Origin of the sequence: Krasilnikovia cinnamomea, from assembly GCF_004217545.1 — a bacterium.
Taxonomy (GTDB): domain Bacteria; phylum Actinomycetota; class Actinomycetes; order Mycobacteriales; family Micromonosporaceae; genus Actinoplanes; species Actinoplanes cinnamomeus.
The window spans coordinates 3,003,782-3,015,982 of sequence record NZ_SHKY01000001.1 but is presented as its reverse complement, the minus strand read 5'-3'; the positions used below and the strand labels follow the sequence as shown (position 1 = coordinate 3,015,982).

The 12,201-nt window shown below is 70.7% G+C and carries 13 protein-coding genes and 1 tRNA gene; 9 read left to right on the top strand and 5 right to left on the bottom strand.

Going from position 1 to position 12,201, the window contains the following annotated elements:
- Nucleotides 1–9: 9 nt before the first annotated feature.
- From EV385_RS13595 to EV385_RS13580, 4 genes are all read right to left on the bottom strand, one after another.
- Nucleotides 10–657, bottom strand: coding sequence for an aminodeoxychorismate/anthranilate synthase component II (locus EV385_RS13595; RefSeq protein WP_130509805.1), 648 nt, complete (start codon nucleotides 655–657; stop codon nucleotides 10–12).
- A gap of 4 nt (nucleotides 658–661) precedes the next feature.
- Nucleotides 662–937: a hypothetical protein gene (locus EV385_RS13590; protein WP_130509804.1), complete on the bottom strand. Its 276-nt coding sequence runs from the start codon at nucleotides 935–937 to the stop codon at nucleotides 662–664.
- A gap of 2 nt (nucleotides 938–939) precedes the next feature.
- On the bottom strand, nucleotides 940–2,106 hold the full coding sequence (locus EV385_RS35040; RefSeq protein ID WP_423203047.1) for a class E sortase: 1,167 nt from the start codon (nucleotides 2,104–2,106) through the stop codon (nucleotides 940–942).
- A gap of 506 nt (nucleotides 2,107–2,612) precedes the next feature.
- Nucleotides 2,613–3,422 carry a DUF881 domain-containing protein gene (locus tag EV385_RS13580; protein WP_130509802.1) on the bottom strand — a complete coding sequence of 270 codons (810 nt, stop codon included), beginning with the start codon at nucleotides 3,420–3,422 and terminating at the stop codon, nucleotides 2,613–2,615.
- A 198-nt stretch (nucleotides 3,423–3,620) separates the two neighbouring features.
- Between EV385_RS13580 and EV385_RS13575 the strand changes: the two genes are divergently transcribed.
- The 5 genes from EV385_RS13575 to EV385_RS13555 all read left to right on the top strand — a co-directional run bounded on the left by EV385_RS13575 (nucleotide 3,621) and on the right by EV385_RS13555 (nucleotide 9,642).
- Nucleotides 3,621–3,884: a cell division protein CrgA gene (locus EV385_RS13575; RefSeq protein ID WP_130509801.1), complete on the top strand. Its 264-nt coding sequence runs from the start codon at nucleotides 3,621–3,623 to the stop codon at nucleotides 3,882–3,884.
- A 219-nt stretch (nucleotides 3,885–4,103) separates the two neighbouring features.
- Nucleotides 4,104–6,269: a (Fe-S)-binding protein gene (locus tag EV385_RS13570; RefSeq protein ID WP_130509800.1), complete on the top strand. Its 2,166-nt coding sequence runs from the start codon at nucleotides 4,104–4,106 to the stop codon at nucleotides 6,267–6,269.
- Between the two features lie 59 nt (nucleotides 6,270–6,328).
- Complete coding sequence (locus EV385_RS13565) at nucleotides 6,329–7,672, top strand: hemolysin family protein (protein WP_130509799.1); 1,344 nt, start codon at nucleotides 6,329–6,331, stop codon at nucleotides 7,670–7,672.
- Nucleotides 7,665–8,690, top strand: coding sequence for a hemolysin family protein (locus EV385_RS13560; RefSeq protein WP_130509798.1), 1,026 nt, complete (start codon nucleotides 7,665–7,667; stop codon nucleotides 8,688–8,690). Before EV385_RS13565 ends, EV385_RS13560 begins: the two co-directional genes overlap by 8 nt.
- Before the next feature lie 76 nt (nucleotides 8,691–8,766).
- Nucleotides 8,767–9,642: a LamG-like jellyroll fold domain-containing protein gene (locus EV385_RS13555; protein WP_242624863.1), complete on the top strand. Its 876-nt coding sequence runs from the start codon at nucleotides 8,767–8,769 to the stop codon at nucleotides 9,640–9,642.
- Nucleotides 9,643–9,670: 28 nt separating this feature from the next.
- On the opposite strand, the gene dcd is transcribed toward EV385_RS13555, so the two are convergent.
- Nucleotides 9,671–10,255 carry a dCTP deaminase gene (gene dcd / locus EV385_RS13550; RefSeq protein WP_130509797.1) on the bottom strand — a complete coding sequence of 195 codons (585 nt, stop codon included), beginning with the start codon at nucleotides 10,253–10,255 and terminating at the stop codon, nucleotides 9,671–9,673.
- A gap of 74 nt (nucleotides 10,256–10,329) precedes the next feature.
- On the opposite strand from dcd, the gene EV385_RS13545 reads away from it, so the two are divergent.
- The 4 genes from EV385_RS13545 to EV385_RS13530 all read left to right on the top strand — a co-directional run bounded on the left by EV385_RS13545 (nucleotide 10,330) and on the right by EV385_RS13530 (nucleotide 12,126).
- Nucleotides 10,330–10,839 carry a pyridoxamine 5'-phosphate oxidase family protein gene (locus tag EV385_RS13545; protein ID WP_130509796.1) on the top strand — a complete coding sequence of 170 codons (510 nt, stop codon included), beginning with the start codon at nucleotides 10,330–10,332 and terminating at the stop codon, nucleotides 10,837–10,839.
- A 48-nt stretch (nucleotides 10,840–10,887) separates the two neighbouring features.
- Nucleotides 10,888–10,961, top strand: a tRNA-Gly gene (locus EV385_RS13540).
- The gene (locus EV385_RS13535) at nucleotides 10,943–11,344 is read left to right on the top strand and encodes a DUF5919 domain-containing protein (RefSeq protein WP_341273992.1); all 402 of its coding nucleotides are present in this window, start codon (nucleotides 10,943–10,945) and stop codon (nucleotides 11,342–11,344) included. The genes EV385_RS13540 and EV385_RS13535 overlap by 19 nt, the downstream gene beginning before the upstream one ends.
- Nucleotides 11,341–12,126, top strand: coding sequence for an inositol monophosphatase family protein (locus EV385_RS13530; protein WP_130509794.1), 786 nt, complete (start codon nucleotides 11,341–11,343; stop codon nucleotides 12,124–12,126). The genes EV385_RS13535 and EV385_RS13530 overlap by 4 nt, the downstream gene beginning before the upstream one ends.
- Nucleotides 12,127–12,201 lie beyond the last annotated feature (75 nt).

Below are 12,201 nucleotides of genomic sequence, written 5' to 3'. Positions count from 1 at the left end.
AGGTCCCTGTCAGGCGGCGAACGCCGCCCGGCGGCGGGCCTCCACCTCGGCGGCCAGCTCGGGTGCGCGGTCCCGGGCCTGTGGCAGGCCGCAGGCGGCGAGCCAGTTCGCCAGCATGGTGTGCCCGCCCTCGGTGAGCACGGACTCGGGGTGGAACTGCACACCCTCGATCGGCAGCTCCCGGTGCCGCATCGCCATGACCACGCCGGACTCCGTCCAGCCCGTCACCTCGATCTCGGTGGGCAGGGTCTCGGGCAGCACGGCCAGCGAGTGGTACCGCGTCGCGGTGAACGGGTCCGGCAGGCCGGCCAGCACGCCCTCGCCCTTGTGCCGGACCAGCGACGTCTTGCCGTGCAGCAGTTCCGGCGCGCGGGTCACCGTGGCCCCGTATGCCGCCCCGATCGCCTGATGGCCGAGGCAGACCCCGAACAGCGGGAGCTCGCCCCCGTACGCCGTGATGACGTCCATCGTGATGCCCGCGCGGTCCGGTGTGCCCGGGCCGGGGGAGAGCAGGATCCCGGCCGCGCCGAACCGGCCGACCTCGGCCACGCTGATCTCGTCGTTGCGCCGGACCTCGCACTCCGCGCCCAACTGGCCGAGGTACTGCACGAGGTTGAAGACGAACGAGTCGTAGTTGTCGATCACGAGGATGCGCACGGCGTCACCTGTTGCTGGGGCTCGGTTCGGGCTCGTTCGAGTGGGTGCTGTACGGGATCTCGTCCGGGCCCAGGTCCGGGTCGTCCGCGCCGGGCACCGTGTTGGGGTCCTGCTGCGTCTGCTCAGTGCCGACCTGCACGTCGTCGAAGGGTAGCAACGGGGTCGCCCACGGGAAGACGACGTACCACAGCAGCACCCCGACCGCGGTGGTCAGCACGATCGAGCCGGTGAGCTTGCCCCACAGGCCACCGGGGAGCTTGCGCCAGATCCAGCCGTACACGGCTATCCCGCCTTGATCTCGGCCGGCTTGCCGGCGTCCGCCACACCCGGATCGCGCTTGGACGAGGAGACCAGCTCCGCGTGCACGATCAGTCGCTGATAGTTGTTGAACTTCGGGTTGCAGGTGGTCAGCGTCAGCATCGCCTTGGAGGGCTTCGCCCCGGGCCGGTTCGGCACGGGCGCCACCACCTCGACCGCCGACGGCTTGACGATCGCCTGGCTCGTCACCCGGTAGACGAACCAGTCGGTGCGGGTCTCGACGCCGATGACGTCGCCCTTCTGCAGTTCGTCCAGCCGCCAGAAGATCTTCCGGATCCGGTGGCCCGCGACCGAGAAGTTGCCGACCTTGCCGGGCAGTGCCGTCTCCGGGTAGTGCCCGGGGGCGTACCGGATGTCCTGCGGGCGGACGCCGTTGACGACCACCCACTCCTTGTCCAGCTTCGGGATGTAGAGCCGGCCGATCAGGTTCTTGCCGGGCGCGGCCGGGGCGTTCTTGGCCGGGCCGGTGGTGGGCGCGACGGTCGGGTCGGCCCACTGCTGGTCCAGTTCGTCGCCGAGGCTGCTCTGCTCGGCGTCCACCTCGGCCGAGTTGCCGAACACCTCGTAACCGGCGAAGAGCAGCACGACGACCCCGAAGGTGATCATCAGCTCGCCGGAGACGCGGATCGCCGAACGGATCCGCGAGCCGAGGGTCGGCCGGGTCAGCTCCGAGTAGACGCTCTTGTAGCCGTCCTGGGTCTGCTCCGGGCGGAGCTTGACCACCTTCTCGCCGCGGCGCGGCTTGCCGTCGTCGGCGTCCCCGGCGGGCTCGCCCGGCTCGGCGGCCGCCGCGGCGGCAGCGGCCGCCACGGACGCCGCGCCGACCGCGACGTCGCCGGCCTTGGCCGCCGGCTTCGCACCGGCCGGGGCGGGGTCGGTGTTCGGGCGCGGGCTCACCGAGGGGAGCAGACCGGTGGGCCCGTCGATGGTACGGAGCAGCGCCGTCGCGGACGGGTCCGGTTCCCGCGCGGCCGGGCCGAGTCCGGGTGGCGTACCGAGCCGGAGGCCCGGCGGTGGCTGCGGTGTGCCGGTGGGGTAGCGCCGTGGCTGCTCACCGGGGTGCCCGTCGAGCGGCGACACCGGGACGGCGGCCCCGGGAGGCATGGCGCTGCCCCGGGCCTGCGGCGGCATCGCCTCTCCTGAGCGGTAGGTCCCGGCCTGGCCGTTGACCTGCGCGCGCCCACGCTGCGGCAGCCCCGGCGGCTGCGTTGGGCCGGCTGGCGGGCCGCCGTGGGGCGACGCCAGGTGCGGCGCAGCAGCGTGCGGAGGGGCATTGTGCAGCGACGCCGCATGCGGCGCGACGCCGTGCGGCGCGGTGGGGCCGGTCGGTGGTGTGGCGGGTGGCGGCGGGACGGAGGCCGCGCCGACCACCGGGTGCGCGCCGCGCATGCCGGGTACCCCGCCCCGACCTCGGGGCTGCTCCCACGGGGTGACAGCCGGTGGCTCGGGGGCGCTCGGGTGGTCCGGATCGGGGGAGATCGTGACGCCGAGCCCGAGTGGCGGATCGAGTGGCCCGCCGGGCACCCCGCCCGGAGCCGAATCCGAAACGCGTGGAATGTACGCCGTGTGTGCGTCACCATCGGGAGCGCGGTGCCGTCCGGAGCTCGGGGCACCCTCCGGGTACTCCGGGGGGACCATCACTCGGCAACCCGCGCGGATCGGAGGTCACTCGACCCGTCGTACGCCCGCACTGTCACGTTCCCTTCGACGGTTTCCTGATAGCCGAGGCCGAAGTCGGCGACCGCATCGCGGAATTGTTGGACACCTTCCGCCGATTCCAACGCGTGATGCAGCGCTGTGGGTTCGCCGATCGCAGTGATCTTGAACGGTGGTGAGAACACCTGGCCGTGGAGCAGCAGGGTGTTGCCGACACAGCGTACCGCGCTGGTGGAGATCACGCGGACATCCATGATCGACATTGCCTCGGCCCCACCGGCCCACAGCGCGTTGACAACCGCCTGCACATCGCCCTGGTGGACGACCAGATCGTCATTGCCCGGGGCATTCGGGCCCGTGCCCGCGTCGCGCCGGGACGAGTCGTTGAGCACCACGGTGAGCCCGGGGCCCCGTACCGTGGTGAAGCCCGCCGCCGCGCGCTGCGAGTCGGCCAGCTGCCGCGCGTGCTTGACCGGCTGATCCACCTCGGCGAGCTGACCGGCCGACTGGTCGACCTCCGCGCGCAGGGTCGCGGCCTGCCGCTCCCGCCCGGCCAGCCGCTCCCGCTTGTCCGCGATGAGCTGGGCCAGCTGCGGGCGCCGGTCGTCGCGCAGCGCGGTGCCGTCCGCCGTCCGCGCGGAGGTGGTGAAGAGCAGCCCGGCCGCGAGCGCGATCAGGGGTACGCCGACGGACCACCCGCGCTGGCGCTGGCCGACCCGGCGTGGGCGCAGACCGCGAATCGCCCGCCGCAGGACGAGTCGCCACGAGGGGGTGCCCGTGGTGTACTCCACGCCGGTGTCCTCCTCCGAATCGCCGATTGACCGGTTCGTACGCCGCCGCCGGACATCTTTGTGCCCCGGCCGGTGCCTGCACCGGCGCGGACTTGACTACGCTAACTGCCGAACACTATTCGCCACGGGCAGCGTTCGGGGTCCCCGGAGCCGCTCAGCGGTGGGTCGTTCGCCACTTGTTGCCCTCAGGAGACCACCGTGCCGAAGTCACAGGTTCGCAAGAAGAAGGTTTACACCCCGCCGACGGACATCCGCCCGTCGACGACGGCGCAGTCCAAGAAGCCGAGTCCGGTGTGGGTCCCGGCCAGCGCGGTCGCCCTCATCGTCATCGGTATCAGCTGGCTGGTGGTCTATTACCTGTCCGAGCAGCAGTACCCGGTCGCGGCGTGGCAGTACTGGAACCTGGCCATCGGTTTCGGGTGCATGGTGGCCTCGCTCGGCATCCTGTCCCGCTGGCGGTGACCGTCCCGCTGGCGCCACGTCGGGGACCCGGACGATAGCGTCAGCCCTCCCGATCTGATCGACTGCGCACCCCGGCACCCGCTCGGGGTGCGCTTTCGCGCTGGGGGCGGCGCGGCGGGGCGACTTGAGGGATTGCGGCACACGCCACGGTGCAAAAGCATTACTCGTGGGTAACATGGGGCGGCTCCCGCAAGCCGCACCGAGAAGGGCGCAACGCAGATGCACGCTGTCCAGATCGTCGCCACCGTCCTGGCGGCCGCCATCACGGTGGTCGCCGTATCCCTGGCGGTGCGCGCGGTGCTGAAGATGACCGCCGTCATCCGCCTCGGCCAGCCGGACCCGGGCCGCTTCGAGGGCAAGGGCACCCGCACGGTGACCATGCTCAAGGAGACCGCCGGACACACCCGGATGCTCAAGTGGGGCGTGGTCGGTGCGGCCCACTGGTTCGTCATGGTGGCGTTCATCGTCCTCTCGCTGCTGGTCGTCGAGGCGTACTTCGAGGTGGTCGACCCCGATTTGGGGCTGCCGCTGGTCGGCGACCTCACGGTGTTCGGTCTGGTCACCGAGATCATCGGGGTGCTGGGCGTCATCGGCATCGCGGTGCTGATCGCCATCCGGCTGCGCAACCGGCCGGGCCGCGGCCGTGGCCTGTCCCGGTTCACCGGCTCGACCATGTGGCAGGGCTACTTCGTCGAGTGGATCATCGTCGCGGTCCTGGTCTGCGGCTTCCTCATCCGCGGCTTCAAGGCAGCCACCGGCCACCTGGAGTTCCCCGTCTGGGCCGCCCCGGTCAGCCATGCCATCGGCGGGGTCCTGCCGGACTGGGAGGCCGGGGCGACGATCGTCGCGCTGATCAAGATCTGCATCTCGATGACCTGGCTCATCGTCGTCTCGCTCAACGTCACCATGGGTGTCGCCTGGCACCGCTTCCTGGCGTTCTTCAACATCTTCTTCAAGCGCTCCCCGGACAAGCCCGCCGGTTCCGGCCTGGGCGCCCTGAAGCCGATGACCAGCGCGGGCAAGCCGCTGGACTTCGAGGAGGCCGACCCGGAGAAGGACCAGTTCGGGGTCGCGCACGTCGAACAGTTCACCTGGAAGGGGCTGCTCGACTTCTCCACCTGCACCGAGTGCGGCCGCTGCCAGTCGCAGTGCCCCGCCTGGAACACCGGCAAGCCGCTGTCGCCGAAGCTGCTGGTGCTCTCGCTGCGCGACCACGCGTACGCGAAGGCGCCGTACCTGCTGGCGGGTGGCGGCAAGGACCTGACCGGCGAGGAGAAGGCGACCGAGGACCAGCTCAAGGGCGTCGACGTACTGGCGATGGCCGAGTCGGAGCGCCCGCTGATCGGCGGCGTCGACGAGCAGGGCGTCATCGACCCGGACGTACTGTGGTCCTGCACCACCTGCGGCGCCTGCGTGGAGCAGTGCCCGGTGGACATCGAGCACGTCGACCACATCGTCGACATGCGCCGCTACCAGGTGCTCATCGAGTCGAGCTTCCCCGCCGAGGCCGGCGTCATGCTGCGCAACCTGGAGAACAAGGGCAACCCGTGGGGTGCCCCGCAGAACACCCGCGAGGACTGGACCAAGGGCCTGGACTTCGAGGTGCCCCGGGTCGGCGAGGTGGAGGACTTCGAGTATCTGTTCTGGGTCGGCTGCGCGGGCGCGTTCGAGGACCGGGCCAAGAAGACCACCCGGGCGGTGGCCACGCTCCTGCACGAGGCCGGGGTGAACTACGCGATCCTCGGCGAGGGCGAGACCTGCTCGGGTGACCCGGCCCGGCGCATCGGCAACGAGTTCGTCTTCCAGATGCTCGCCCAGCAGAACGTCGAGACCCTCAACGAGGCGTTCGGCGACCGGCCGACGAAGAAGATCGTCGCCACCTGCCCGCACTGCTTCAACACCCTGGGCAACGAGTACGAGCAGGTAGGCGGCAAGTTCGAGGTCGTGCACCACACCCAGCTGCTGGCCCACCTGGTCGCCGAGGGCAAGCTCACCCCGGTCCAGCCGGTCGACGGCGGAGTCACCTACCACGACCCGTGCTACCTCGGGCGCCACAACCGGGTGTTCGAGGCGCCGCGTGAGGTGCTCGGCACGGCGATCGAAGGCGGTCTCAAGGAGATGCCGCGCAACTCCGAGCGCTCCTTCTGCTGTGGCGCCGGTGGCGCCCGCATGTACATGGAGGAGAAGATCGGCAAGCGCATCAACGTGGAGCGCAGCGAGGAGGCCCTGGCCACCGGCGCGAAGACGATCGCGGTGGGCTGCCCGTTCTGCTACACGATGATCAGCGACGGCGTGACCGGAAAGGGCGAACAGGACAACGTCGAGGTTGTCGACGTCGCCTCGGTGCTACTGCGCTCCATCAAGGGCGACGCGTCATCGGCATAGGCCCTCACGGTCCGTGGCCGCGGTCCGGCACAATGAGTGCCGAGGTGAGATAACCGATAATGGACGGCCTGTTCCTGACCGCGGCGCTCCCGCTGGTGGCTTTCGCGCTGCTGACGGTGGGCAACGCGTTCTTCGTGGCGGCCGAGTTCGGGCTCGTCACGGTTGACCGCGTCGAGATCGACCAGCGCGCGGATCGCGGTGACCGCCGGGCGCGTACGGTCCGGCAGGCACTGCGGGAGCTGTCCTTCCAGCTCTCCGGCGCCCAGCTCGGCATCACGATCACCGCGCTGCTCACCGGCTACCTGGCCGAGCCCGCCCTGTCCAAGCTGTTCGTTCCGCTGGTCGAGCCGCTGGCGCGCGGCGCCACGGAAACGGTCTCGCACGTCCTGGCGCTGGTCGTGGCGACATTGCTGTCCATGCTGTTCGGCGAGCTCGTACCGAAGAACGCCGCCCTGGCCCGGCCCATGCGGGTCGCCCTCGCCACCGCCGGGCCGCTGCGCCGCTTTTCCCAGCTGCTCACCTGGGTGATCGCCGCGCTCAACGGCTCGGCGAACTGGCTGGTCCGCCGCATGGGCATCGAGCCGCAGGAGGAACTGGCCAGCGCCCGCTCCCCGGAGGAGCTGGGCCTGCTGGCCGCGATCAGCGCCCGCGCCGGGGCGCTGCCCACCGAGACCGCCACCCTGCTGCGGCGCACCATCCGCTTCGGGGAGAAGCGGGCCGCGAAGGCGATGACCCCGCGCGTGGACGTGGTCGCGCTGAAAACCACGGCCAGCGTCGCCGACCTCATCGCCCTGGCCCGGGAGACCGGCCACACCCGCTTTCCCGTGTACGAGAACACCCTGGACATCGTCATGGGAGTGGCCGGGGTGCCCGACGCGCTCGGGGTGCCGCCCGAGCGCCGCGCCGCCACCGCGGTCTCCACGGTGGCCCGCGAACCGGTGTACGTCCCGGAGAGCCTCGACCTCGACAAGGTGCTGGCCGCCCTGCGCGCCGCCGACGCCGATCTGGCCATCGTGGTCGACGAGTACGGCGGCACGGACGGCGTGGTCACGGTCGAGGACCTCATCGAGGAACTGGTCGGCAACATCGCCGACGAGTACGACACGGAGGAGGACGGCTTCGCCGAGACCGGCAGCGCCGAGCTGACGGCGCCCGGCGGCGAACGCACGTTCCTGGTCGACGGGCTGCTGCGCGAGGACGAGACGGCCGAGCAGACCGGCTTCGCCCTGCCCGAGGGCCCGTACGAGACGCTGGCCGGGTTCCTGCTGTCCCGGCTGGGCCACATCCCGGTGCCGGGCGAGTGCCTGGTCTATGACGGCTGGGAGTTCACCGTCATGGAGGTCGACCGCCACCGCATCGAGCAGGTGCGCGTGGTCGCCCCGCCGGAGCCCGACGATGAGTGAGCTGATCATCGCGGCCGTGCTGCTGCTGGGCAACGCGACCTTCGTCGGCGGCGAGTTCGCGCTGATCGCGTCGCGGCGTACCGCGCTGGAGCCGTTGGCGGCCACCAGCAAGCGGGCCCGCTGGGCACTGTCCGCGATGAACCAGATCCCGTTGATGATCGCGGGGGCGCAGCTCGGCATCACGATCTGCTCGCTGGGCCTGGGCGCGATCGCCGAACCGGCGCTGGCGCACCTGCTGGAGGTCCCGTTCCAGGCGCTGGGCTTCCCGGACAACGCGGTGCACCCGGTGGCGTTCGTCATCGCCCTGGCCGTCGTGGTGTTCCTGCACACCGTGGTCGGCGAGATGGTGCCGAAGAACATCACGCTGGCCGGCCCGGAACGCTCCGCGCTGTGGCTGGGCCCGTACATGCTGGCCTTCTGCGTGGCCACCAAGCCGGTGCTGACCGCGATGCGGTGGGCCGCGCGGGCCGTGCTGGCACTGTGGAAGATCGAGGCGACCGACGCGGTGAAGACCGTGTTCACCGCCGAGGAACTGGCCGGCATGGTCACCCAGGCGCGCAGCGAGGGCCTGCTCGGCTCGGAACAGTACGCCCGGATCCACGCCGCGCTGGGGCTGGCCGACCGCACCGCCGGGGATGCGCTGCGGGCCTGGTCGAAGACCATCACGGTGCCGGACGACGTCACCCCCGCCACGCTGGAGGCACTGGCGACCCAGAGTGGCCGGTCCCGGTTCCCGGTGGTGCAGCGGGGCACTCGGCGGGTGCTCGGCTTCGTACACATCAAGGACCTGCTGGATGACGACGCGGCGCGGCGGCACGAGCCCGTCCCGGCGGAGATCGTCCGCCCGCTGGCGGTGGTGCCGCCGGAGCGGTCGCTCGCCGACCTGCTGCTGGCGATGCGCCGCGATCGGCTGCACATCATGCTGGTCAGCGACGGCCGGGTGCCGCTGGGTGTGCTGACGCTGGACGACGTCCTGCACGCCGTGGTCGGGGAACCCGCCGTTCGGCCGACCGCGTAGGGGTAGTTCGCCGCTCCTGGCCGCCATCGCCGGGGGTGCGGGTAGCGCGGGCCGGGCGCATCCGGACAATAGGGGAATGCCTGACAACCGACGGATGGCTCGGCGGATCGGCCCGCTGGGCGCCATCGCCGCCGCCGGCATCCTCGCGGCGGGGCTGCTCGGCGCCGGCCATCTCGCGACCCGCCCGGACCCGTCCCCCGGTCCGGGGGCACAGCCCGCGTTCGCCCTCGTGTCCCCGCCCGCCCCGGGTGTGCTTCCGCTCGGCGAGTCCGCGGCGCCGACCGCCCGGACCGGCGCGGTGCTGGTGGGCACCGGGCCGGTCTCGGTGCACTACACCTTCGACGCCGGGGTGGGCCATCCGGTCACCGACACCACCGGCGGCCACGAGCTGCGCGTCCTCGGCCAGAACGGCGGCAGGCTGTCGCTCGTGCCGCAGGGCCTGGGGCTCGCGGTCGCGTTCCCGCAGCGATGCCAGCTGCCCCACGAACGGGACTGCCCGCGCGCCATCCTGGAAGGCGAACGCGACGACACGCTGAACCCCGGAACCCGCCCACTGCGGTACGGAGCCTCGGTCCTCATGAGCCGCGCCGACCTCGCCGACGGTGCGAACGTACTCCAGAAGGGGTACTCGGTCGGCGGGGTGAGCCAGTTCAAGCTCCAGGTGGATCACCAGCTGGGGCACCCCAGCTGCGTGGTGGTCGGCCAGGGCCGCATCTACCGGGCGGAGCCCGCCCTGAACGTCGCCGACGGGTCGTGGCACGAGCTCACCTGCGAACGCTCGGCCGCCCGCCTGACCATCATGGTCGACGGCGTGGAGCGTGCCTCGGTGCCCGTCCCGCGCACCCTGTCGATCGCGAACGCCGAGCCGCTGCGCGTCGGCGGCAAGGGCCCGAACAAGGGCAACGACCAGTACGCCGGCCAGATCGACAACGTCTTCCTCGAGATCCCCTGATCGGGGTCCTCGCGCCCCGGATCTACCGTCAGGGGCGCGGGGTGGGCCAGGTGCGCCAGTTGTGCGAGCTGCGGCTCGGGGTCGGGCCGCGCTGCCCCTGGTAGCGCGAGCCGTACACCGCCGATCCGTACGGGTGCTCGGCCGGCGAGGAGAGCCGGAAGATGCACAGCTGGCCGATCTTCATGCCCGGCCAGAGCTTGATGGGCAGATTGGCCACGTTGGACAGCTCCAGCGTGACGTGCCCCGAGAAGCCGGGGTCGATGAAGCCCGCCGTGGAGTGGGTCAGCAGCCCCAGCCGCCCGAGGCTGGACTTGCCCTCGAGCCGCCCCGCGAGCTGGTCGCCCAGCGTGATGACCTCCAGCGTCGAGGCCAGCACGAACTCGCCCGGGTGCAGCACGAACGCCTCGCCGTCGGCCACCTCGACCTGGGCGGTCAGGTCGTCCTGCTGCTCCGCCGGGTCGATGTGCGTGTACAGGTGGTTGTTGAACACCCGGAAGAAGCGGTCCAGCCGCACATCGATGCTGGACGGCTGCATCAGCGCCGGCTCGAACGGCTCCAGGGCCAGATCGCCCGACTTGATCTCGGAGACCAGGTCACGGTCGGAGAGCAGCATCGCCACACTGTACGGCCTGCCCGAACGAGTACATTCAGTGGCTCCGTCGAACGTGTGTTCGATATCATGTCCCCATGGCATCCTGGTCCCAATTCGCCGCCGCCGAGCCCCGGCTCGCCGCCGCCGTCCGCGCGCTCCTGCAGCAGTACGGCCCCGGCCTGGGCTACCTGGCGACGGTCCGCCCTGACGGCGGGCCGCGCGTGCACCCGGTCTCCCCGGTCATCACCGACGAGGGGCTCTACTGCTTCCTCATCGATTCCCCGAAGCGCCACGACCTGGAACGCGACGGGCGCTACGCCCTCCACTCGTACCCGCCGGAGGAGACCGACGACGAGGCGTACCTGTCGGGGGTCGCTGTTCCGGTGATCGACCCCTTGGTGGTTGCCCGGCTCTCGGCGGAGCTGCACGCCTCCCCGGCGGTGGACTGGCGCCTGTTCGAGCTGCTGATCGAGGTCGCCATGGTCCGCCGGCACGGCCCGGCAGGTGCGTTGCTGCTGCCCACGGCCCCGCGTGCCCGGGTGATCACCCAGACGTGGCACGACCCGGCGACCGGGTTATCCCGTCCACTGGCCGGAGTGCGGTGAGGCGGTTGCGCCATGAGTGCCGGGTATCGGGTACAGTGGGGCGGCCCTGCGGGTGTAGTTCAATGGCAGAACATCAGCTTCCCAAGCTGACAGTGCGGGTTCGATTCCCGTCACCCGCTCCACGACAAAGGCCCTGGTAGGGACACCGATCCCGGGCCGGGGCCTTCATCATGGCCACGCCCGGAACCGCCGCTCGTGCCATTGGCGTGCCATTTGGCAGCTCGGCGCCCTCACCACGCTCAACCTGCAAGGCGTACTCAGGGTCCGGGACCGACTTCCCGCCGACTTGCGCGAGCGGATCGAGGTCGCCACGTACGACCAGACCATCCGCTTCAACATCACGATCATCGACCAGAAGCTCTGCATCGCCCAGCCATACCTACCTCACGCCCGAGGCGTCGAGTCGCCCACAATGGTGATCAAGAAGCGGTTCCCCACCGGGGGTCTCTACTCCGTCTTCGAGCGCACCTTCGACGAGCTTTGGGACGGTGGACAGCCCAGATGACCGACTACGCCGACCTTCTCCCCATCGCCCACCGGGCCGTCGATCTCGCCCACGAGATCATGACCACGATGCAGCCCGGAGTCCTTACCGCCAAGGGCGAGCGGGACATGGCCTCCGAGGTCGACTACGCCATCGAGGAGCAGGTGCGCGCCTTCCTCAGCCAGAAGACCCCTGACCTCGGTTTCCTCGGTGAGGAGAACGGCACGAGCGGAGCAACGGATGGCCCGATGTGGGCGCTCGACCCGGTGGACGGCACGGTCAACTTCGTCCACAGCTCGCCCTTGTGCGCCATATCGCTGGGCTTGATCGTCAGCGGCCGACCCGTGCTCGGTGTCATCGATCTCCCCTTTCTCGGAGAGCGATACTGCGCCGTCGAAGGTGGCGGTGCCGAGGTGGATGGCCGGCGGATCACTGTCAGCTTGGCGTCGAAGGTCTCCGAGGCTGTAGTGGCCATCGGGGACTACGCCGTGGGCGACCGGTCCGCACAGAAGAACAGCGAGCGGTTCGCCATGACGGAACGACTCGCGGCGAAGGTCCAGCGGATCCGTATGCACGGATCCGCCGCCATTGATCTGGCTTGGCTGGCCGCCGGCCGGGTGGATGCCATCGCCATGCTGTCCAATAAGCCGTGGGATACCGCAGCCGGGGTGATCATCGCCCGCGAGGCTGGAGCTCAGGTCGTCGACCGCGAGGGCCTGGTCCACGACGCGCGGTCCCAGTCAACAATCGCCGCGCCCCCCGCTCTGCTACCAACGATTCTCGCCCTCGTCTCTGGCGGTTGACGGGATGACGACGGTGAAGTACATCGACGACACTGGATCGCTCGACGGCGGCGTTGGAGCGTCGGCGTACATCGC